The following is a 23,660-nucleotide window of genomic DNA, read 5'->3' as shown; positions in this document are numbered from 1 at the left end:
TTCGGGCGGACAGTTAAAAGCTTCGAAATGCCCTACGTTTCATACCCGAGACCGTTATAGCCTATTGTAGGACGACAGCACCGTAAAACATAAAAGAACAGAAATGACATTAAAAGAAGCAGTTTTAAAGAGCCTTGAAGAAATTAACGGACTGACAAACTATTTGGAAGTTTGCAATCATATTATTGACAAAAAATATTATGACTTTGGGGCTGCCAAAACACCCGCTTCGACAGTTTCGGCTTTACTTGGTGACTTTATTCGCAACGGTGACACGAGAGTAAAAAGAATAAAACAACAAGGCGGAACCTATTCTTACTACTTGACAAAGAACGAGCAAAATATTGCAATTGATGTTCTTAGCGGTGAGACAGAAACTCAAAAAACCTTACCGAAAAAGCTGACCAAGTCAAAGACATACGAAGAAAGAGATTTACATAAACTTTTGAGCAGTTATCTTAAAAACACAGACACCTACTCAAAGACAATTTTTCACGAACAATCAAACGGAAAGGACAATAACCAAATTTGGACACACCCAGATATGGTTGGCATTAAGTTTTTAAACTTGCAGACAAAAGCCAGCCAGAATTTTTTAAAATCAATAAATCGGGTTGACACTTTCAAAATGAGTTCCTACGAATTAAAAAAGGAAATCAACAGCGACAGTGAACTTAAAAAAGCATTTTTCCAAGCAGTTTCAAATTCAAGTTGGGCTAACTATGGCTATTTAGTGGCTTTTGAGTTTAGCGACAGTTTGAACGAAGAAATGGCAAGATTAAATCAGTCATTTGGAATTGGAATAATTGAACTTAACGCCAACCCATACCAAAGCAAAATACTTTTTCCAGCGACATATCGGGACTTAGACTTCAAGACCATTGACAAACTCTGCAAAATGAACAATGAGTTTAACAGGTTCATTGAACAGACAGAAAAACTAATGACAGCAAGTGAAAAATATGTTTCCGGTGCTGAAAAGGAACTTGACGAATTTTGTGACAGCTACTTTGCAAACGACACAGAAATAGAAGAATACTGCAAAGAAAAACACATACCGACCAATGACGAATAGAATAACAACAGGCTATAACAGCACCTACCCAAAAGTGGCGGCTCAGTGGTTAAATCAAGTTTTGTGCTTCTATCAAAGTTTCTGCTTGGTTGACAGTGAATCGCTTCGAAATCGCCACCTTCGGGTAGCTGCAAAACGTTGGCGGTAATTCCCCCTACTTTAAAAAGTTGACTTCGTATGCTAACGGGCGAGATGGATAATCAGCTTTTTTTGCTAAATTCAATCACTCTCTGCAAGGCCGATTTTAGAACTGTCGCTCCCGTCCCTCGGGAAGCACGGGCGTCATTCTGGTTGGGATGCTTGCGATGACCTCAGTGGCGGTGCCGAGGCTTCGGCAACCCCGTTCAGAATATTTTCTTGCCAAAAGCACATCCTCAGAGAGTACTAAACCCTTCAGGTCTTATGGAACAAGAAATCATCTCCATGGAAGTCGTCAACCCTCAGGCTGCGGGTATTGACGTCGGCAGTCGCTCCCACTGGGTTGCAGTGGGCCAGTCCGAACAGGACGTTCGGGAGTACGGGGTGTTCAATCAGGATTTATTTGCCATGGCAGAATGGTTGGGGGAAAAGGGAACGAAAACCATTGCCATGGAAAGCACGGGCAGCTATTGGCAAAATCTGTATGCGATGTTGACTGCCAAAGGTTTTGAAGTGATCCTGTGCAACGGAAAGTTCACCAAAAACATCAAGGGCAAGAAAACCGACGTGAAGGACTGTCAATGGATCCAGAAACTCCATACCCTTGGCCTGTTGACCGGAAGTTTCCTTCCCGAAGGCAAAACCGAAGAGCTTCGGACCTATTGTCGCCATCGGGCAAACCTTCTTCACTCTGCCGCCTCAGCATCAAAGAAAATGCAGAAATACCTCCGGCTGCTCAACTTTCGGTTGGATGTAGTAGTCAGGGATATCTGCGGACTTACCGGACTGCTGATCATCCGGGCCATCTGCGAAGGGGAAACCAACCCGCAGAAACTTGCTTCCCTGCGTCATGGAAACTGCCGGAAAAGCGAAGAAGATATAGCCAAGGCCTTGCAGAGCAATGGAAGAAAAGATTACCTGTTTGCACTGAAACAGGAGCTGGAGACTTATGATCAGACCCAGGAAAAAATCGCCCGATGCGATAAAGAGATCGAGAAGATGCTGGATGATATCATCAATTCGGATGACAATAAGCGGCAGCACTATATAGAGGCAAAGCCCTACAAAAGGGTCAACAAAAACACCCCCAAGGACATCGACCTCAACCTGAAGGCTTACCGGATCTTTGAAGGAACTGACCTGTTGGCCATCGAAGGAATGAGTTTTTCGACGGTACTGGCCTTGATGAGCGAAGTAGGCATAGAGGGCATCAGAAAGTTTAAAACGGCCAAGCACTTCGCTTCCTGGCTGCGACTGGCACCGAACAACAAGGTGAGCGGAGGGAAGGTGCTCTCAAGTAAAGTTCCAAAAGGAAGTAACAGACTGAAAATCGCATTACGGAATGCGGCCAATGCCATTGGAAACCTGAAGGATTCTACACCACTAAGAGACTTCTTTCATAGAATAAGTTTTAGAAAAGGAAGGGTTTCGGCCATCAGTGCCACGGCCAGAAAGCTGGCCGTCATCATCTGGAACATGGTGGTGAAGGGAGTACCCTATATCAATCCGGAAGGTTATCTCTTCCTGGACCAGAAAAGAAAACTGGGTTTAGTTAAAAGGATTAGGAAGCAAATCGATAAATTCGGTCTGACAAATGAGGATTTGGGACTGGAAACAGTCCATGTTTAACCTATTTTTATTACGTTAGTCAGAATATTAAAAACACCCACACTGAATTAAACAACTTAACCGAAAAAGAACAAATCAAAACGACAAGAAAACATTGGCGATAGAATTATTTGATATTGATAAAGGGTATGCCCTCTTTTCCAAAAGTAACTACCAAACTAAAAAACATACGCACTACGCCATCGAAGTGGTTAGATGTACTAAAGGCTTTTTTAACATAGCAACAACTTCTGAACACACAAATATTAAGAGTGTTATCATTCCTCCAAATCTGCCCCATAGTTTTAACTGCCTGAAAGCCGAATGCGATTTGTTGTTTGTTGACCCACTTTCCGATATGGGCAAATATGTTATGGAATCATTCAATTTGGCATCCCATAAAGATGTAATCATAAACCCAACGGAATTAAACCAATTTCTGAATAATGGTACATTTAACATCGCATCTATTTTAAACAGCTCCGAGACATATCCTCGGAAGAGCTTGGATGATAGAATCCTTAAATGCATTGATGCGATTAATTCTCTCATCACAGAAAGCAAAATAACCATTACACAATTGTCTGAAGTATCCCTATTGTCTGAAAGCAGGCTTGCACACCTCTTTAAAGAACAGTTAGGGATTTCAGTACACCAATGTATTCTTTGGAAAAAATTATGCTTGGCAATGCTGAAATCCAGGGAAGGGTACACTCTAACCGAAAGTGCCCATTACGTTGGTTTCTCCGACTCCTCTCATTTCAACAAAGTATTTTACAAAATGTTCGGAATCAATCCTTTTTTCGTGCTTAAAAGTTAGCAGTTTTATACAAGTTTTGTTCGTCTTGGTTTAGGAACTTTGTTCCATTATTAACAACAAAATATACTTTTATGGAAACCTTAAATATGAATGAAACATTTATCCACATCCTTAAAGGAAATAAAATCTCCAACGGCGATGAACGTGATATACAAAATGTATGCTCCCTTTCTTTTTTTAAGATAGATAATCCTACCGATACCCATCCGAACCAGTGGGAAATTCATCCTGATGGTGATGAGCTGCTACTTGTAACCAATGGAAAGTTAGAAGTTGAAATTGTAACCGGAACGAACTATCTAAAAGTGGTTCCCCACAATCCCGAAATCAAAAAGGTGATTGTAAATAGTGGAGAATCAATAATCGTAAAAAAAGGACATTGGCATAGGCTGTTATTACAAAAGCCAACAAGCCTGATTGTCGCAGGCTTTAGAGAAAATTCAAAATTATCGCCAGTAATTTAAGAGAACAACATTTGCAACTTGATTATTAAAATATGGTTTTTGTTTTTAAAACGGGAGTCAAAACCAAACAACAAGTAAAATCAGTAACACAAAAAATAGGCTACCTATCGGAAATTGAATACTGGAACTTTGATTTGGAAGATATTGACAACATATTAAGAGTTGAATCCAACCAGCACATTGCCAGGGATATTATAAAAATGATGGACGAATTGAATATTTATTGTTTTGAGTTGGTTTGATTCTATTTGCAGATACTGCTAAAAAATACTACCGCCAACAGCGGCTATAAAAAATAGCTACAAAAGGCTTAACCCAAAGTTTTTTGTATTTTTAAAACCAATAAGGTTACTCGAAAAGGTTTGCGTGCACTTGCACGCTACTTTTCATAGCCGCAAACCGTTACCTGCTATGTGAAAAAGACGACCGTGCAAAACAACAACGTCACATTTTGACGGACTGACTTTCGACATTTGCAGAAAAAACGGGGAAAGCTGAAAACCGAAAAGAGTAAGCAACAAACTAAAATTTTAAAATATGGCAATATCAGACGTACAGACAAAAGGAAGTTGGTACTACATTATCGACAGTAGTGGAAAGAAATCAGCAACATTAGCCGCATCAACAGGCGACTTAATGGGAATTGGAATGGACTTCATTGTTCTTCAAAAAGGTAGTTGGTATTACACCTATGACGAAAAAGGTAAAAAGATTGCAACTCTTGCAAGTTCGACAGGGGATTTCAGAAATGCAGCAGGAAATTCATTCAACTTAAAAAAAGGTAGTTGGATTTACACCTTCGATAAGAATTGTAAAAAGACAGGAACAAGAGCAGCGTAAAAATCTCATAAGAAGGGTGGCTTCGCCACCTTTCTTATTTTTAATCAATTGAATGGAAGCATCAACCACTATAAAACAGATGTTGGCGGGAAATCGAATATTTGTGCCAACCTACCAAAGAGCATATTCTTGGGATACAGAACTTGAAAAATCAAATCTGCCAAAACAAATAAACGTTTTCCTCTCTGACTTAGAAGACTATAATCGAAGTACAACCAAATCAAAATATTACTTCGGACACTTTCTTTTTGAAGAACAAACAGAGAATAAATTTGGCGTTATTGACGGCCAGCAGAGAATGACGACTATCGTTATATTTCTTTCAGCTTTATTCACAAGACTAAAGCAAATCAGACCTCTAACTGAAAAGGAAGAAGAATCTTTTGAAGACATCATCAAGAGAAAATCAACTTATCGTTTTGAGACCGTAGATTATGACAAACAGCTTTTTAAGGACTATGTAATTGACCAAATCAAGAAAGATAAAAACGGACTTGAAACGGAATCAGCTATACGCATTGTAACCGCATTTGACTTCTTTACTTCACATTTAGCGGACAAAGATGAATCGTATTTGCTAAAAATGTTGGACACAATTCAAAATGCTTCGTGTACTACACATCCAGTCAAAGACGAATCGGAAGCAATCCAAATGTTCATTTTTCAGAACAATAGGGGAAAAAAGCCTTCCAACTTAGAAATAATCAAAGCTCAATTTATGTTCAACGTCCATTTATACGGTGGCGAAGAAAAAGAAGCTTTGATTGAAGAAATTAAAACACGTTTCGAGAAAATTTATAAATCCATTTCTTCAATTGAGTATAGAATTAACGAAGATGATGTTTTAGTCTATACGCTTCGAGTTCATTTCAATTCCCTTTGGGAAACAAATGCAGTTGACAAAATCAACAAACTGCTATCTGAAGAAAATCCAATCCCATTCATCAAGTCATTTACTCAATCACTTGCTACAAGTTTTGAGCATTTAACAACATTCTTTGGGAAAGATGAACGTGAGAATTTAGAAATTCATTCACTGATTACTCTTGGTGGAATCGGTATTGCAATGCCATTTATCATTAAAGCATACAAATTTGGATTGTCTATTAATCAAATCAATCAGCTATGTAATAAATTGGAATCAATGGTATTACGTCATAGACTGATTGGAACGAGAGCAGACATTACATCTCGACTAAATGGCGTTTACAAAGACTTCACAAACGAAAATCCAGATATTCAACCAATCGTTGACAGAATTGAATGGATGAAAAATGTGTCGTCAGACTCTTGGTGGTGGGCATATTGGAATAACAATGAATTGGAACGTTCAATTCAAGGTGGTTTAAATCACAGCATTGCAAAGTATCTGTTATGGAAATATGAAAATCATTTAGAAAGTCAAGGAAAAAGCGGTTACACACCAACTCGTTTTGACAAAATTGTAAGTCCTGAATTAGAACATATTGCCCCACAGACTGAAAATCCTGAAACAGGCTATGACAGCTATGACGAAGAATTTAGAAATCAATTCATAAACTGTTTAGGCAACTACCTTTTGCTATCCAAATCACATAATTGTTCAGTTGGGAATAAACCATTCAAAGAAAAGCGAGACAGTTACACTCATTTGGAACAGCAAAGAGAAATTCAAAGAATGACGACTGATAATCAAACTTGGACAAGAGGCCTAATCCAAGAGAGAAAAAACAAGATTATTGTGTTCATAATGAAAGAAATATAAAAAACACAGCAGGTAACAATGTATATAAAAAATAGGCGAAACAGTAGTAAAATCAAGGCTTTTAGCTCGTATCAAACTTTGTGCTTAACCGAAAATTTAGTGCTTCGAAATCGCCTACTTTTCATATACTAACCGTTAGCCGTCACCTTAGCAAAACAATCAACACAATAATTTAATAGAAAAAATATGAAAGCAATAGGATTTAAAACAAGTTTACCAATTTCACAAGCAGACAGTTTCATACAATTTGAAAAAGAAACACCAGTGCCAAAAGGGTATGAATTGTTGGTGAAAATACAAGCTGTATCAATAAACCCTGTGGACTATAAGATACGCCAGAATAGTCTGAAAGATAAAATCTCAGACAATCCCAAAATTATAGGTTGGGACGCTGTTGGTGTTGTTGAAGCGGTTGGAGAAAACGCCACTTTGTTTAAAAAGGGTGACAACGTTTTTTATGCAGGAGATATAACAAAGGACGGTAGTTATCAAGAATTTCAATTAGTTGATGAAAGAATTGTAGGGTTCTCTCCTAATAATATCCCAATTGAGGCATCTGCTGCTATACCGCTTACTTCATTGACAGCTTTTGAAATATTATTTGACAGAATGCAATTAAGTGCAGAAAATGACAATGGGAAATCAATTTTAATTATCGGCGGTGCTGGCGGCGTTGGCTCGGTAGCTATACAGATTGCTAAAAATATTTTAGGTTTAAAAGTAATTGCCACTGCATCAAGAGAAAAATCAATAGAATGGTGTAAAAAAATGGGGGCTGATTTTGTAGTAAATCATAAAAACTTAGTACAAGAGATGAAAAGCATCGGCTATGAAACTGTGGATTTTATTGTGGACTTTGTGGACCTAAATCAATATTGGAATACAATGGTGCAATTAATAAAACCACAAGGGAAAGTTGGTTCGATTAGCGACCCGACTGAGCCTGTAAATTTACGTCAATTAAAAAGTAAAAGTGTAAGTTTTCATTGGGAGTTAATGTTTACCCGCTCTATGTTTCAAACTAATGATATGGTACAGCAACATCGCATCCTTAATCAAATTTCAAAGTGGTTAGATGATGGGATATTACAATCTACCTTAACGACCACATTGCAAGGTTTTTCGGTTGAAAACTTCAAAAATGCACATACTCAATTAGAGAGTGGCACCACAATTGGAAAATTAGTAATTAAGTATTAAAAGTATAGATGACTAATAAAGAAAGGCGAACGGCTAACATCGTATTGCAATAGTGGGGCTGACAGTTGTAAATTCAACATTTGGTATTCTATCGGGCACTTGTGCAAATGTTGTGCTGACGTTTTTCAAATGCCCCACCATCGCCAATACGTAAACCGTTACCTGCAAGCTGAAAAAACATTTCAATGCCAATAGAAAACATACCTGAAATTTACATTAAGGACGATCAAAAAAAATCTGATTTGTTCATGTATGACTTTAAAATGACCAATGATGTTGTTAAAAGTAAGGTCAATTTAGGAATGAATATGTTTAGCTTTTTACAAGTTGGGAAAAAGCAAGTACACTTTGCAGGAACAACAGTTGCAGTTAACAAAGACCAATCTTTATTATTAAAAAAAGGAAATTGGCTTTGGACAGAATTACTAGATACAGAGGCTATTTATTATTGTAAACTCTTCTTCTTTTCAGAAAAAAAATTGAAAGAGTTTATAGAAAAGCACAAAAAAAATAGCAAAATAGTAAAAGAAGAAACACCTTATTTCATAATTAGAAATGACTCATACATTAGTTCATATCTAAATTCACTAACTACAATTAGTGAAGCACCAACAGTTTTTGCTGATAATTTACTTTCAGTCAAATTTGAAGAATTAATGCTTTATCTTTTACAAAAATATGGAAGAAAATTTGAACTATTCCTACATTCTTTAATAATTAAAGAAACTTCACCTTTTAAAAAAATTGTAGAAAGCAAAATATATTCAAATCTAAAGCTAGAAGAAATTGCTTTTTTATGTAATATGAGTTTATCTACTTTTAAACGCCATTTTATTAAAGAATATAAAACATCACCCGGAAAATGGCTTCAGGACAAACGACTTCAAAAAGCAAAAGAAACTTTAGAGCTCGATAATTTAAAACCTTCCGACATCTATTTGGATTTTGGCTATAACAATCTTTCAAACTTTAGTATTGCCTTTAAAAACAAATTCGGAATTAATCCAAGTGAAATAACTTCATAAGTTTCTTATTTTCAACTTTGTTTTCGAAATTGACCTTTTTTCATAAGTTATTGAACTGTTTTAGTAATTCATAAATACAACTCTCATTGTAGATTTGTATCAGAAATAATAACAAAACTAAAACATAAAATTATGAACATTACATTAGAACAAGCAGAAAAAGCAATTGTAGCAGCAAAACAAAAAGCTACGGCAATTGACACAAAAATGAATATTGCAGTTGTAGATGCTGGAGCAAATTTAGTAGCATTTGGAAGAATGGATGGTGCTTGGTTAGGCTCACTTGACATATCTATCAAAAAAGCAAAAACAGCTCGTTACTTTGATATGAATACTGGAAGTATTGGAGAGTTATCTCAACCAGGACAGCCATTATTTAACATTGAGCATTCAAATAATGGATTGATTACTTTTCCAGGTGGTGTGCCAATTAAAAACGCAAATGGCGAAATTATTGGAGCAATTGGAGTAAGCGGAAGTACGGTTGAAAACGACCATACTGTTGCAGAAGCTGGAGCATCAGCAATTTAATCACAGTTTAATTAATATAAAAGAGGATAATTAAAACAAATTATCCTCTTTTTTTTATTAAATAATTATGAAAAAATTTTTAGCTGAATTCATTGGAACGTTTGCTCTATACGTAATGCGGGGCAATTTCGTAAATTTGAACTTTATAGCAATTAATAAACAAAGTAGCGGTTTGATAGTGAAGTGCCTTAAAATCCCGCACTACGCATATTCGAGCCATTGAACAAAACCTCCTACGTCGGTAGTCAACCATTCCTTTATTTCTTCAATCAGGTCTTTTTCAGCGATTTACACTAAATTCATTCCATGTTTTACCATTAAATAAATAGCATCATGGAAAAAAAGCCTTCGTCAACGGATGTATGAGGAAATGCGGGTCAGGAACTATTCTCCCAGGAGCATCAAGACCTACATCAGCCTGGTATCGACAGTCTCCAAACATTTTGGAAAGAGTAACGACTCCCGCACATCGGGGACTTCCACCCGTTGGAACGATCAACTTTTTGACCTATATTCACCATTCAAGGCACACACATTTTGTATAAGTAATGGCAGGCAAAGCCGCATATTTCAAGGTTTGTAGCCGCTCAAACAGCGTAGCGGTTTGAGCGGGAAGTGCCACGCAATCTGCCACTACTCATACAATTTACCGTTGTGGGTAATATGTAGGACGCCCCAAATCCATAGTTAATCGTATATTTGTTTTAGATGAAAAAACTATACGTAATAGCAGGATGTAATGGAGCTGGAAAAACAACAGCCTCCTATACAATTTTACCGGAAATTCTGGACTGCAAAGAGTTTGTAAATGCAGATGAAATTGCAAGAGGATTGTCCCCCTTTCAGCCAGAAGCTACGTTAAATTTATTGAAAAAGCCAAGCAGTTGGGATATCAAGTCACTTGTTTGTTTTTTTGGCTTGATCCTGAAGAATTGGCAATTTCCAGAGTAGAAACAAGGGTGAAAGAAGGTGGCCATTTTATTCCAGAGGAGGTTATCAGGAGAAGATATACCGGTGGATTAAGCAATTTTTTCAACCTTTTTCTCCCAAAAGTCGATAACTGGCTTTTTGTAAATAATTCGGGGGATAATTACGAAATTATTGCGGAAGGTGCTTTAGGTGTATATTCCGATGATCTTGACCACCAATCCGGTCATCCTGACCACCCTTTCAATTAGGGTTTTCAGTTACCGTTTGGAGGCTGTTAAAGTTATTGTTTTTTTCTCATTGATTCTCCTTTTAGCTCGATTCTGTGTGCGGTGTGCACCAGTCTGTCGAGAACAGCGTCGGCTATGGTACTGTCACCTATGGTTTCGAACCATTTTGTAACCGGAAGTTGTGATACCACTATTGTTGAAGCCCTTCCATGGCGGTCTTCTATGATTTCAAGCAGGGCCATTCTTGCCATTTCATCCAGTTGCTGAATGCCGAAGTCATCCAGGATCAATAAATCCTGTTTTTCTATTCTCGCTATCTCTTTGATATATGAGCCGTCAGCTTTCAGCATTTTGAGTTTCGGGAACAGCTTGGTGGTATTATAATATTGGGTTCTGACCCCTTGCATACAGGCTTGGTTTCCCAGGGCCGAAGCAATGTAGCTTTTGCCGGCCCCTGTTGCTCCTGTGATCAGTATGTTTTCTTTTCGTTTAATAAAGGACATATCAGCAAGTCTGAGGACCTGCATTTTATCCAGCCCCCGGTTTGGAGAGAACTCAAGCTCTTCAACAGTGGCACTGTACCTGAACTTTGCCGTTTTGTACAGTCTGTTGATTTTCCTGTTCTCTCTTTCTTCCCATTCTGCCTGCAAGAGATGGTTTATAAGCTCTTCGGGATTGAGATCATGATGTTTGTTGCTGTCCAGAATGGTTTTGTATGCTTCCATCATTCCGTGAAACTTCATTTTGGACATCTGGTTCAATGCGATGCTCTGTGTCATAATTGTGTGATCGGTTATATGTTTGATAATTACCTGAAGCTTTCCGCTCCCCTTATGTTTTCGTGGTCAACTGATTTATCGGACTTGTTTTCAGTATCTAAAGGGATTGAATCCATCCCGCTGTTGAGTATTCTGGTGATGACCGAATAATTATAAGTGTTGTAGTGTTTGGCACGTATTACTGCGTTTATGAGCCTTTCCCTGCCTGCCTTTTTATCATATCCCAAAATCCCCAGACAGCTTTTATAGGCCTGTTCCGGATACGGGTAACTGTCGAGGATAACCTGTAAATAATGCCGGACTTCAGGATGTATCCCTTTTGCCCAGTTCAGGAAGAATTCAGGGTTCCAGTCACTTACAAACCTGTGGGCTGAAGGCATATGGTCCTGGACCGTAGTGTATCCGCGCTCCTTAAGGCTTCTTTTATGAAAAGCGATCCTTTCCCCATCGTAGAAAACAGAAACGTAACTGGCTGAGTACACAACCTTGACTTTTTTGCCGATATACCTGTAGGGAATAGAATAATAATGGTTTTCAGGGTTCAGGGATATGTGGGAGGTTTTAGTGACGGTGGCATACTTGAACTGTTTGAGTTCATATCTTTCGGCAGGCAGGGGGGCCAGGGTTCCCTTTTCTTCCCTGTCGAAAAGCTCCTTCCTTGTTTCCGGTCTTTTCTGGAAAGGGGTATTGTTATGGATATTGAGGTAGTGCCGTATATCCGCATTCAGTGTATTGATGTCATGGTAAACTTTGTTTCTGAGCGGGGCGTATATCCTGCTGTAGACAATGCTGACGGTCTTTTCCACCAAGGCCTTGTCCTGCGGCTTCCTGCTCCTTGCCGGAAAGACCACACAGCCGTAATGGTTGGCAAAGTCCAGGAAATCGGGGTTGATGGCCGGTTCATACTTGTCGGCTTTGGTGACCGCGCTTTTGAGGTTGTCGGGCACCAGGGCCCTGGGAACACCGCCCAGGTAATGTAAAGCATTTTCAGTGGCTGCTATGAAGTCTTCTTTTCTTTGGGAGGGAATGGCTTCTACATAGCTGTATTGACTGGCTCCGAGTGTGGCAACATACACTTCCAGATCAGTGAGTTCACCTGTTACAGGATCTACTATGGACAGCCTATCACCCGTAAAGTCTATATAGAATTTATCTCCCGGAACATGTTCAATTCTCATACTGGCAGATAGACCGGTACGCCACTGCCTGAAGCTTTCACAGAACTGTGAGTAACTGTATCCGTCAGGATGTTTTTGTCTGTATTCTCCCCACAGGACCCAACGGTTCACACCGGTCCGTTTAAGCTCCGGTTCCATATAGGGAAAAAAAGATATAAGCTCCTGGTACCGCTCCCCTGAAACATGGTCCGGATCAGAAAGTAGGGCATCAAGCTCTTCGTCATTCATGGACAAAAGCTCTCCGTAAGAAAAACCTTTGGAATCAATCAGCTGAAGGTACTTCTTGACCGTGTTCCGGGCAATTCCCAAGGTTTTGGAGATGGTCTGCAGTGCCATTCCGTTGTCACGGTGGCGAATTATCTGTTTGAGATTACTCATGGTTATCGTTTTTCCTGCCATGCTTTACGGTTGGTTTTAAATCAACCGTAAAGGAAACGATAACTGAAAAATTAAAGGTGGTCAATAATGTCATTCTGGCCATTCTGACCACTTAAAGTGGTGGTCAACATGGCCGGATTGACAGTGGTCAATATCACCGGAATTTTACCCTTCGACAAAAGTTGATACCCAGAAGGGGGGTGGTCAACATCATCGGAAAAAAGTGGTCAGCATCACTGGAACAGGTGGTCAACATGAATCGGAATATACATAGGGGAGGAAACTATCAATAATTTAGAAAAATGGAATGAACTAAAAGGAAAATATCATGGACAATAAAGAACAGTTAAAAGAGGAAAGGGACAGAATTGTGAAAGGGTTGGAAGAGACTTACAAAAGGCTTGTGGAATTCAAGAAACAAAAGCAAAGTCCTATGATTGTAACCAGAAATGGCAAAATTGAAGCGGTAGATCCAAATGAAATACTACCCACAACATTGTATAAGCGTAATGCGGGTTAAATAATTAAAATTCAATTTTTTTCTATAAATAAACTTCATGGTAAGTAGAGAGTGAATTGCTCCGAACTTCCCGCACTCCGCTTATACTTAACCGTCATGTGTAATGTAAAAAGCAACCGTAAAAACTTGAACATAAGAGATAATAATTACAAATGATTGAACTTGAAACTCTGAATAAAAATCTAATTGAGGTTAAAACAAAAATTTATAACAAATTATCTCTCAATATCTCCAACGTGAATAATGAACTTGAAGGAACCAAATATGACGCTTGCCAATTTGAACTGAATGGAATGAAAATAATTTCAAGAAGTTCAAAAATAACACCTAAAAAAATTGGACAATTTGTGACTTTCTGGAAGCGAAATCAAAACGGAGAAACAGAACCTTACTCTCAAAATGACCAATTTGATTATTATTTAATCAATGTAAAATCCGGAGACCGTTTTGGACAATTTGTGTTTCCGAAGTCTGAATTAATCAACAAAGGTTTCATAACCACCGAGAAAAAGGATGGAAAAAGAGGCTTCAGAGTTTATCCAATTTGGGATAAAACGCTGAATAAACAAGCGGAAAAAACTCAGAAATGGCAGTTGAACTATTTTTATGAGATTGATAAAACGACTGATTTGAAGAAAGTAAACGAATTATATAAAAAATAAAACACTACACACAAAGTGTATAAATCATTGGGCAGTAAGCGGTTAAAATGAAAGTAACTACATTTAATAAACATATTAGCGATTTGACAGTGAATCGCTTCGAAATGCCCTACGTTTCTTAGCCGAGACCATTAGCTGCAAGTTGAAAAAACCGTATGGACAGGAATAAAACAATAGAAATATTAGAAGCTCTTGCTTCAGGTTGTTCTCCTACGACAGGAGAAATGATAGAAAACGAAAGCGTTCTAAATGAGCGTGATGTTATACGAGCATTGCAAATTGCCATAGACAACTTAAAGACCAACGAACCTCAAACTGTTTCTGATGTCGAAATAGAGGAAACTGACATTAAATCGGTGATTGACCTATTCAAAGTAGAAGAACAAAATCCGACTTCAAATAAGTTAGTTGGATTCTTTCTTGGAACTAGAAAGTTTAAAAACGAAACTCTTGTATCAAACCAACTTTATGGTAAGTATCGAAATCTTTATCAAAAAGGACAACTCTTAGACTTTTTCACTCAATACCTTGCGGATAACAACCTAACCAACAGAAACAATCGAAAAAACAACCACTACAAGGAAATTGACTTCTTTCAAAAAGAAACATTCAATCGACTTTCAGAAAAAGCTATCAATCAATTAAAAGAAAAGATTGACGAATTAGGAATTTTAAAAACCGAGAACCTTTCAGAATACGTTCAGAATGCAAGAATCAACCACCCTAGAGCATACGAATCTTGGACTGACACCGAAAAAGAACTTCTTAGCAAAGCTATAGAGTACACAAATGACCTTGACTTACTTTCTGATTGCTTCCAAAGAGGAAAAGGTTCGATAGAATCTTGCGGACAGCGTATGATTTATGAATCTCAAAACTTATTAATTAAAAAGGATGAGTAAAAAGAAGAAGAAATATTACGTTGTTTGGAAAGGTTCAAAAACTGGGATTTTAAACTCTTGGGAAGAATGTAAAAATTCTATTCATGGGTTTAAAGGAGCAGAATATAAATCCTTCAAGACACTTGAACTAGCTCAAAAAGCCTATTCAGAAAGTTATTCAGAATACAAAGGAAAAGAGATTTTTGAAAGTACACTTACAAAAGAACAACTTGAACTAATTGGTAAACCCATCTTAAATTCAGTTTCTGTTGATGCTGCATGCAGTGGAAACCCGGGAGTAGTTGAATATCAATGTGTAGACACAAAAACCAAAGAGCAAATATTTCACTTTGGCCCACTTTACGAGTCTACCAATAACGTAGGAGAATTTTTAGGACTAGTTCATACTCTGGCACATATGAAGAAAACAAATGATACAAGACCAATATATACAGATAGTAAAACAGCTATTAGTTGGGTAAAAGGTAAGACGTATAGAACAAACCTTGATAAAAACGAAATAAATGTTAAATCATTTGAATTAATGGATAGGGCTGTGAAATGGCTTGAGAATAATGAAATTAGAAATGAGATTAAAAAATGGGAAACTCAAGCTTGGGGAGAGATACCTGCTGATTTCGGAAGAAAATAAAATATGCTAGAAACCAAAACTGATTTAAGCGGACTGAATGAGAAACAGAGACAAGCTGTAATTTCTGAGTGTAAAAGACTTCTTGTACTTGCAGGAGCAGGTTCGGGAAAAACGAAAACCTTGCTTCAAAAGCTAATTTACCTCATTGAAGAAAAGGGAGTAAATCCAAGCAACATTTTGGCAATCACATTTACTAAAAATGCCGCTAATGAAATGCTTGACAGGCTTATTATTTCCGCAGACGATACAGAAGAATATGCCGAAATATTAGCGGACAAGAACCGAACGGTTAAAGAAAAAGATACAGAACGATACTTTTTCACAAAAAAACATAAATGGATTGACAATCTAACACTAAAGACCTTTCATAGCCTTTGTTATGGAATTATTCGAAATTTTGGAGTAAACGAATTTGATAACAAATTCAAAATTATTGGAGATACGAAAGCCACAGATGATGAATTTGCAAAGTATTCAGCTACCGAAACAGCTTTTGAGGTCATTCATAAAATCCTAATTGAAAACTGCGAATCCAATGAGTATCTGCTCAATCTGAAAAGATACATTTTGGATTATATGATTGACAAAATCCACATTGAAAAAGACAAACGCCTTTCCTTGCCTAAGGATGGTAAATTTTACACAACATTAAACGGCACTAAGGTTCGTTCAAAATCGGAACAATATATTGCCGATTGGCTTTATCGCCACAGTATCAAGTTTGAGTATGAACCAAATGTGAATTTCAGAGATTTTGATTTTAGACCAGATTTTTTTATTCCTGAAGCCAATCTCTACTTAGAACACGTAAGCCAGAAAAGCTATCCAACGAAAGGTAAAGAACAACAGTTTAATAAAGCCAATAAACTACTTGTAAAAACATTTGAACACCAAACAAAAGATACTGCTTTGTTCAATTTGGTTTTAGAGCGAATTGTAAAAAATCGCCTTCCTTCAAATTACCACTTCTCTACTGCCCTATCTTTTGAAGAAGAGTTTAACTCTTACCATAAAGAAGTAAAAGATTTTTTACGCCAAACTATGCGTGTAATTGATATGGTAAAAGTAGAGAATATTCCAACACAAACAGTTTTAGAGCAATCACAGAAAGACCAACACGAAAGAGTTCGTGATTTTTACAAGCTTTCTATTCCAATAATTGAACAATATCAATCCTATTGCACCAACAAGTCATATCTTGACTTTAATGATATGATTACAAAAACTATTTCTCTGTTTAAAAATCACAGCGAGATAGCGGACAAGTTCAGAGGTAAGTTTGAGTATATACTTGTGGATGAGTTTCAAGACGTAAACAACTTACAAGTAGAACTGATTAAGCTTCTGTTAACAGAAAGCAATCAACTCTTCTGTGTTGGTGACGATTGGCAAAGTATTTATGGATTTAGAGGTTCAAATGTGGACTACATTGTCAACTTCAAAGAGCATTTCAAAGAATCGGAAACCATAAAACTGAGTATGAATTACAGAAGCACCGAACACATAGTCGGTGCAAGTAATGAGGTTATCAAACACAATAAGTTTAAGGTTGACAAAAATGTTCAATCCAATAAAAAGTCAAGTAGTAAAATTCACATTTACGCAGGTAAAAATGAAGCAGAAAACATTGAATATGTACTTGACCAAGTAAATAAACTCAAAGACAAAGGCTATACAAAGGAGGATATTCTATTCTTATACCGCAGAAGTAAAATGTACAGTCCATATTTTGAGCGTTTCAAACAAGCACGAGTGTTTGTATCAGGCAAGACAATTCACGCCTCAAAAGGGCTTGAAGCAAAAGCAGTTTTCATAATTGGCTTGACCGAAGGAAGTGGTGGTTTCCCTGACATTTGGATGGAAGACCGAATTTATCAAGTGATTAAAGAATCCAATCACGATTTGTTATTAGAAGAAGAGAGACGACTATTTTATGTAGCTATCACAAGAGCAAAAGACGACTTATTTTTAATCACAGAAAAAGGAAATGAATCAAGTTTCATTAAAGAAATACCAGACGACTTTACCTTTAAAACGAGTATTCCGTTCAAATCTGTAATTGAAGAAATAACACTTTGCTCTAATTGTAGCAACCGCTTGGACGAAGGCTTCGCTTTCTGTCCATATTGCGGAGAAGAACAAAAACTAGATGAATAAAAAATAAAAACCAGCAGCTAATAACACTGCATTCTGACGGCTGGAACAGCCTAGTCTGAATGCAGTGTTGAATGAGTGGTGATGGGAAAGGGATAATTATGGGGAAAGCTTTTTCCCCTTTTTATTTTATGTCGTTTTTGGGACGGAATAAAATTTCATGATTTTACAGATTACATCTATAAATAGTAAATTAAGGGCTTCCCCGAAAAAGTCAGAACAGGCTGCCCAGCTATGTTTTAATCGCAAGCTTGATTGTCTTAAGAAAATAGTTTATTTTTTGCCTAGATTACGTCTAAAACACTTGACGTTATGGCTAGATGCTGAATTTCAAATACGTATATGATGTAGTTCTTTCTGAATCCTAGTTCATAAGCAAAGACTGAAACGGAAAAATGATAAAAAATAAAAAAGCCAAATGGACGGTTAGGTTGCTTTTGCTGGTTGGCACAGCGGTATCTATGTTTTTTGTGCCCTGGATTTTGGTAAAGGCCTGGATTTTACCATTACCTGATACCGTGCAAGGGCAAGTAGAGGAAGCCATCGGACATGGATTTGATGGCATGATCGTATATGTGGACGAGGCGGGAAAACCTCCTGCATTTTATACTGGTGGCTGGAAAGATAGAGAAAACAAAATACCGGCCGACCCAAAATCATTGTTTAAAATTGCCAGTATTAGCAAGTTATATACCGCTGTAGCAGCTACAAAATTGGTCAAAGAAAAGCTTTTGTCTTTTGACAATAAACTTACCGATTACCTTCCAGAGCTTAAAGGTAGAATTGAAAATGCTGAAGAAATTACCTTGAAGATGATGATTCAACATCGTTCTGGTATTCCAAACTTCACAGATAACCCTGCTTATTGGGAAAACGAACAAGAAAAAGGCAAAAACCCCTTGGATTTTGCCCTAGACCTACCTGCCAGTTTTGAACCTAATGAAGGATATGAATATTCAAACACGAATTATTTATTGCTTCGAAGGATTATGGATAATGTTTTAGGGTATAGCCACCATCAATATATCAAAGAAAAAATATTGGCACCGCTTGATTTGAATAACACTTTTTTTTCGATAACTGAAGTCGATTTAAATGATGTCATGAGTGGGTATTATGTGGGGCATGAGGAAGATTTTAAAGCTCGTGAATATGGAATGTTGGCCACAGCAGAAGATGTAGGTATATTCTTGCGAGCCTTAAACGATGGTTCGGTATTTGACGAGGGAGAACAGGAAATCTATCCTTATGAATATAACCATGGAGGCTTGGTCATTGGCTATCAGAGCCTTGCAGAATACCACAAAGATATGGATGCGGTAGTAGTTCAATTTATTAATACAACTGATTTTAATGGATATGAATGGAATTTATCAGAAATTACGATGAACCGCATTGTAAAAATCTTAAGAAAAAAAGGATAAATGACTGTATTAGTAGTAGGAGCAAGCGGTGCAACAGGACGTCATTTGGTCAATCAACTTTTGTTAAAAGGAAATAAGGTCAAAATAATTGTTCGCTCAAAAGGGAACCAATCATGGGATGAAATGAATAATTTAGACATCTACACTGCCAGTATTCTAGAGTTAAGCGATAGCGAACTGATGACATATACAGCTGATTGTGATGCCATAGCCTCATGTTTGGGACATAATATTACTTTTAAAGGAATTTATGGGCAACCCAGAAAACTTGTAACAGATGCCACTAAGCGACTTTGTCAAGCAATTACAAAACATCAACCTAAAAGCCCCATTAAGTATGTTTTGATGAACACTTCTGGAAACAGTAACCGGGACTTAAACGAACCCATTTCCTTTGCTCAAAAGTGCATTATAGGACTGCTAAGATTGTTAATGCCACCCCATGTAGACAATGAACAAGCAGCGGATTATTTAAGAACTGAAATTGGCCAAAATGATAAATATATCCAATGGGTTGCTGTCAGGCCAGATGGCTTGATTGATGAAAATAAAGTCACCGAATACGAGACATACCCTTCACCAACAAGAAGTGCAATTTTTAATGCTGGCAAGGTAAGTAGAGTAAATGTTGGTCATTTTATGGCAGAATTAATTAACGATAATAATCTATGGAATAAATGGAAGGGTCAAATGCCTGTTATTTATTCTAAAACAGCTGTATCTAATTCTGAAAAATAAAAAACACTGCACCTAAAAACTACCTATCCTCACAAGCTATCCACCATATTTCAACTTTAGAACGCTCGATTCCGCTTCAGTGTCTAACCAGAAATATGCATTAGCTTATCTATCACGACCTAAAACCACCTTACAATCAACCGCTTTGCTTCTCGATTGATCGGAACTCATTTCCTTGTAGTTTCAGCTCTTCACTACAGTTGTCGGGACAGACTATAAGTATTCCTCCATGCTTAATTCCAGGTTTAACATCCGTTCACCTCTATTTGGATAAAAACAGAATAATCTTTGGATCATACAGGGATCTCCCTCGGATCACCTTCGGATTAAACTCGGAAATAACCGAGTGAAATCCGAAGATAATTTGGAATTGTTCCTTGAATAATCCCTATACAGGAAAAGGTAAATACCTGACTGATATAGGCTAATCACATAGTTGCATGGGAACTATGGCAATCCAAATGTTACAAAACCTCCACTAACAGGGCAGGGTGAAGGCTGATAAAACCGCTAAACTTACACTTTATGGAAAAGCAGTCAAGGCAGGTCCCTAGACTTCCTATTAGGTAGACTAACTGAAAATTCATTGGTATGCATGCCCGAAAGATACGCGCCCACCCCACTGCCGCTTGTCTACATCAATTCCAATGAATATCTTAGTTGAAGTTTTTCCTTTCCTTGATCTGGTTCTGACTATAGATTTAAGCTCTTAAATTCACGGGAGTTCAGCTCATTTTCTAAAGGACAGGTGCCATAAACAAATCCTTACCTCCTATTTTCAACAGACCTTAGTGAAAAATATAAAATACCTAAACAGAATATTCCCCAAATTCCACACTTCATCGGAAAAGACTGTATTACCAGATGACAACACTGTTTCTTTAAGCTCAAATAAAAACCAAGTCATGATGAAACAGTTATTGCTTTTTTTAGTAGTCATTTTAGCCAGTCTAAACTTAAGTCAGGCGCATCCAGCCCAAAGCCCCTTTGAAGAGACCACTTGGAATGTAATTCGGGAAAGGCTGTTTAACGGGGATAACTCCAAGGCCTATCGCTTTGAGGATGATATCCGTTTTCAGTTAACCGGGGCCAAGAACCATCAGGATTCTGCGGTCTTTGTCAAAATGATTGCCGAATTAAACGACCTGCTTGAAACCGTTCAAATTAAAATGGTAGAAACAGACCCCAACTTCAAACTAACTCTTTCACATGAAGCAGGAGGGCTATCCACCTCATCAGGACGACGAACCTCTGGTTCCAATATTATTTATGTCAATTTAAAACTTGGAATCCCAGGATCAATCGACGAAAAAGCAGCCATAAATCACATTTATTATCATACCATTCGCCAATTAACCAAGCTTTACTCGTCTCAAAATGGGAGTACTGGTTACGGAGGGATTTTTGATTCACCCAAAGCCGCTGATGCTGAATTTAAGGAAATAGACAAAAACTTGCTTAGAAAGCTATATTCACCTGATTTCTATGAAAATCTCAAAGAAAATACGGTAAGAAAGTTCGGCTATTCTTATTATCTTAATCTAAGATTTCAAAAGTTATTGAAAATCCTCCCGAGTGTATTCAAAGCCATTTTAATCATATTTGGCTTTATGTTTTTCCTCTCCAGAGCTTCTAAAAGAAAACAAAACCCCGGACTATTTTTATATATAAAGCAGAGGACCATCATCCTTTTTATACTTCCTTTTATCTTTTCCTTTTACCATACTTCCTACACGGCTACTGATTATAATCCCCTTTTAATATTCAGTCCTGCTGACTTTGGCATCAGTTATCTCATCACTTTTTCTTATGCAGTATTTATCCTTATTATTTTCTATTTTACCGAGCCCATTTTTCTCAAGAAGATAGATAATTTCGTAGGGAAACAGGCATTTATCTTTTTAAGCACTATCATCCTACCCTTCTTGGTCTCAGTCATCGCAATTTTCATCTTTATTTTATTTTGGAATAAAGCACTGCTTTCAGGATTTAGCCCTCTTACCTTCTTTACCCAAGATCCATCTTTTCTGTTGAAAATTATATTTGTGGCTACTTTGAGGGTTTTCTATAATATCGTTCACTACCGTATCCAAAGCATGGTCAATCAGAAGGATGTTGAAATTGCCAGAATGAAGGCACTAAAAAATCAAGCCGAGTTAAACGCCCTGCATTCGCGCATCAACCCTCATTTTTTATATAACTCACTCAATTCTATCGCCAGCTTGGCCCATATCAATGCGGATAAAACCGAAAACATGGCTACTGGTCTTTCCGAACTTTTCAGGTACTCCATCAATCAAGAGGACAAAACCTTCGTCACGGTGGCTGAAGAGCTAGAAATGGTAAAAAAATACCTTGAAATAGAAAAAACCCGTTTCGGTGACCGGCTGAGCTATGAAATAAACACTGATAAAGACACCCTGGACAAGCAGATCCCCAAATTCCTGATCCAACCATTGGTAGAAAATGCCATTAAGCACGGACTTTCGAAAATAAAAGGCCCAGGTAAAGTCCGCGTTGAAATAATAAAAGAGGGAAAGAACCTAATCCTATCTGTATATGATAATGGCCCTGGATTTCCTGAAGAACCGGTCAGCGGCTATGGATTACAAAACCTGTACGATAAACTGGACATTATCTATGGGAATAAGGCCAGTGTGAATTGGGAAAACGGAGAGCAAAAACATTTTAAGGTAATCTTAAAGAATCAATTTGAAAAATGACCACAAAGCAAGCATACAGCACTATTATCGTGGACGATGAACCCTTGGCCAGAATGAGGCTAAGATCAATGATAGAAGAATATCCTGAAAAATTTGAAGTCATTGCTGAAGCGGAAAATGGAGAACAAGCCATTGAAAAAATCAACCAACTGAAGCCAGAGCTTATTTGTCTGGATATACAGATGCCGGAAATCAACGGTTTTGATGTACTGAAAAACCTTCATTATTTGCCCAAAGTGATTTTTTGTACAGCCTACGATGAATTTGCCTTAAAAGCCTTTGACACCAACTGTATCGACTACCTGGTCAAGCCACTCACAAAAGAAAGATTTGCCAGGACCATAGAAAAAATGGAACAGTTGAGTGATAACAGATCGAATATCAACATGGATCAGCTCATTGAACAGTTTAATCGGCAGTTACAGAAAACTGAAACATCATCTATCCCAGTAAAGGTGGGCGATCGGGTTATCTTTATCCGCCTCGATGAAGTCTCCTACTTTCAAGCAGATGAGAAGTATGTGAATATTGTCACCAAACATGCTAAATCCTATATTTTGGATTCAAGCCTAAAAAAGTTAGAAGAAAAGTTACCTGATTATTTTATCAGGGTGCACAAATCATATCTGATTAACAAAAAACTACTGAAAGAAATCAATAAGTATTATAACAACCGTTTTGTATTGGTGCTAGACGATTACAGCCAAAGTAAAATCACTAGTGGAAGGAGTTATTACCAAGAAATAAAATCTTTACTTGAATATTAATGCTGAAGTTCCCTTTTATCCATTTATCTACATAATTGAAATAATGGAATTTGAACATATATGACGCAGCACACACGCTTATGGGATGAAAGAACATTTCCTGTAATATCATTTCGGCCGATTAACTACTTTATTTTGAAATAATTGACTAGTAAATTAACTTGATTACTGCAAAACCAGATGTCATATTGTTCACTTATCA

The 23,660-nt window shown here is 37.4% G+C and carries 23 protein-coding genes; 21 read left to right on the top strand and 2 right to left on the bottom strand.

Features of this window, described 5'->3' with window-relative positions; translation table 11 throughout:
- Positions 1–103 precede the first annotated feature (103 nt).
- The 12 genes from KZP23_RS11310 to KZP23_RS11255 all read left to right on the top strand — a co-directional run bounded on the left by KZP23_RS11310 (position 104) and on the right by KZP23_RS11255 (position 10,623).
- Positions 104–1,075 carry a COG2958 family protein gene (locus KZP23_RS11310; RefSeq protein ID WP_226336338.1) on the top strand — a complete coding sequence of 324 codons (972 nt, stop codon included), beginning with the start codon at positions 104–106 and terminating at the stop codon, positions 1,073–1,075.
- Positions 1,076–1,477: 402 nt separating this feature from the next.
- Positions 1,478–2,842: an IS110 family RNA-guided transposase gene (locus KZP23_RS11305; RefSeq protein ID WP_226333329.1), complete on the top strand. Its 1,365-nt coding sequence runs from the start codon at positions 1,478–1,480 to the stop codon at positions 2,840–2,842.
- A gap of 94 nt (positions 2,843–2,936) precedes the next feature.
- Entirely contained in the window at positions 2,937–3,641 is a 705-nt protein-coding gene (locus KZP23_RS11300; RefSeq protein ID WP_226336337.1) for a helix-turn-helix domain-containing protein, read from the top strand.
- 71 nt (positions 3,642–3,712) lie between these two features.
- A complete protein-coding gene (locus KZP23_RS11295; protein ID WP_226336336.1) occupies positions 3,713–4,105 on the top strand; it encodes a cupin domain-containing protein in 393 nt (130 codons plus the stop codon).
- Positions 4,106–4,137: 32 nt separating this feature from the next.
- Positions 4,138–4,347, top strand: a complete 210-nt coding sequence (locus KZP23_RS11290) for a hypothetical protein (protein WP_226336335.1) — start codon at positions 4,138–4,140, stop codon at positions 4,345–4,347.
- A 295-nt stretch (positions 4,348–4,642) separates the two neighbouring features.
- Complete coding sequence (locus tag KZP23_RS11285) at positions 4,643–4,945, top strand: hypothetical protein (protein ID WP_226336334.1); 303 nt, start codon at positions 4,643–4,645, stop codon at positions 4,943–4,945.
- Between the two features lie 52 nt (positions 4,946–4,997).
- Positions 4,998–6,689 (top strand): DUF262 domain-containing protein, encoded by a 1,692-nt coding sequence (locus KZP23_RS11280; RefSeq protein ID WP_226336333.1) that lies wholly within the window; start codon positions 4,998–5,000, stop codon positions 6,687–6,689.
- Between the two features lie 186 nt (positions 6,690–6,875).
- The gene (locus KZP23_RS11275) at positions 6,876–7,889 is read left to right on the top strand and encodes a zinc-binding alcohol dehydrogenase family protein (protein ID WP_226336332.1); all 1,014 of its coding nucleotides are present in this window, start codon (positions 6,876–6,878) and stop codon (positions 7,887–7,889) included.
- A gap of 185 nt (positions 7,890–8,074) precedes the next feature.
- Positions 8,075–8,914 carry a helix-turn-helix domain-containing protein gene (locus KZP23_RS11270; protein WP_226336331.1) on the top strand — a complete coding sequence of 280 codons (840 nt, stop codon included), beginning with the start codon at positions 8,075–8,077 and terminating at the stop codon, positions 8,912–8,914.
- Between the two features lie 132 nt (positions 8,915–9,046).
- Entirely contained in the window at positions 9,047–9,445 is a 399-nt protein-coding gene (locus KZP23_RS11265) for a GlcG/HbpS family heme-binding protein (RefSeq protein WP_226336330.1), read from the top strand.
- Positions 9,446–10,153: 708 nt separating this feature from the next.
- A complete protein-coding gene (locus KZP23_RS11260; protein ID WP_226336329.1) occupies positions 10,154–10,396 on the top strand; it encodes a hypothetical protein in 243 nt (80 codons plus the stop codon).
- Positions 10,378–10,623: a hypothetical protein gene (locus tag KZP23_RS11255; protein WP_226336328.1), complete on the top strand. Its 246-nt coding sequence runs from the start codon at positions 10,378–10,380 to the stop codon at positions 10,621–10,623. Before KZP23_RS11260 ends, KZP23_RS11255 begins: the two co-directional genes overlap by 19 nt.
- Before the next feature lie 32 nt (positions 10,624–10,655).
- On the opposite strand, the gene istB is transcribed toward KZP23_RS11255, so the two are convergent.
- Both istB and istA read right to left on the bottom strand, forming a co-directional pair.
- Positions 10,656–11,381 carry an IS21-like element helper ATPase IstB gene (gene istB / locus KZP23_RS11250; protein WP_226332542.1) on the bottom strand — a complete coding sequence of 242 codons (726 nt, stop codon included), beginning with the start codon at positions 11,379–11,381 and terminating at the stop codon, positions 10,656–10,658.
- A 29-nt stretch (positions 11,382–11,410) separates the two neighbouring features.
- Complete coding sequence (gene istA / locus KZP23_RS11245) at positions 11,411–12,958, bottom strand: IS21 family transposase (protein ID WP_226332541.1); 1,548 nt, start codon at positions 12,956–12,958, stop codon at positions 11,411–11,413.
- Positions 12,959–13,265: 307 nt separating this feature from the next.
- Here istA and KZP23_RS11240 point away from each other — a divergent pair, with 307 nt between their 5' ends.
- From KZP23_RS11240 to KZP23_RS11200, 9 genes are all read left to right on the top strand, one after another.
- Positions 13,266–13,457: a hypothetical protein gene (locus KZP23_RS11240; protein ID WP_226336327.1), complete on the top strand. Its 192-nt coding sequence runs from the start codon at positions 13,266–13,268 to the stop codon at positions 13,455–13,457.
- Positions 13,458–13,609: 152 nt separating this feature from the next.
- Positions 13,610–14,119: a MepB family protein gene (locus tag KZP23_RS11235; RefSeq protein WP_226336326.1), complete on the top strand. Its 510-nt coding sequence runs from the start codon at positions 13,610–13,612 to the stop codon at positions 14,117–14,119.
- 155 nt (positions 14,120–14,274) lie between these two features.
- The gene (locus KZP23_RS11230) at positions 14,275–15,021 is read left to right on the top strand and encodes a hypothetical protein (RefSeq protein ID WP_226336325.1); all 747 of its coding nucleotides are present in this window, start codon (positions 14,275–14,277) and stop codon (positions 15,019–15,021) included.
- Positions 15,014–15,652: a ribonuclease H1 domain-containing protein gene (locus tag KZP23_RS11225; RefSeq protein WP_226336324.1), complete on the top strand. Its 639-nt coding sequence runs from the start codon at positions 15,014–15,016 to the stop codon at positions 15,650–15,652. Before KZP23_RS11230 ends, KZP23_RS11225 begins: the two co-directional genes overlap by 8 nt.
- A gap of 3 nt (positions 15,653–15,655) precedes the next feature.
- Entirely contained in the window at positions 15,656–17,809 is a 2,154-nt protein-coding gene (locus tag KZP23_RS11220) for a UvrD-helicase domain-containing protein (protein ID WP_226336323.1), read from the top strand.
- 392 nt (positions 17,810–18,201) lie between these two features.
- Positions 18,202–19,230 carry a serine hydrolase domain-containing protein gene (locus KZP23_RS11215; protein WP_226336322.1) on the top strand — a complete coding sequence of 343 codons (1,029 nt, stop codon included), beginning with the start codon at positions 18,202–18,204 and terminating at the stop codon, positions 19,228–19,230.
- Positions 19,231–19,968 (top strand): NAD(P)-dependent oxidoreductase, encoded by a 738-nt coding sequence (locus tag KZP23_RS11210; protein WP_226336321.1) that lies wholly within the window; start codon positions 19,231–19,233, stop codon positions 19,966–19,968.
- 905 nt (positions 19,969–20,873) lie between these two features.
- Positions 20,874–22,691, top strand: coding sequence for a sensor histidine kinase (locus tag KZP23_RS11205; protein ID WP_226336320.1), 1,818 nt, complete (start codon positions 20,874–20,876; stop codon positions 22,689–22,691).
- Entirely contained in the window at positions 22,688–23,458 is a 771-nt protein-coding gene (locus tag KZP23_RS11200; protein ID WP_226336319.1) for a LytR/AlgR family response regulator transcription factor, read from the top strand. Before KZP23_RS11205 ends, KZP23_RS11200 begins: the two co-directional genes overlap by 4 nt.
- Positions 23,459–23,660 lie beyond the last annotated feature (202 nt).

Source organism: Echinicola marina (assembly GCF_020463795.1).
Classification (GTDB): domain Bacteria; phylum Bacteroidota; class Bacteroidia; order Cytophagales; family Cyclobacteriaceae; genus Echinicola; species Echinicola marina.
The sequence above is the reverse complement of the archived record's forward strand: the minus strand, read 5'-3'. Positions and strand labels throughout refer to the sequence as shown.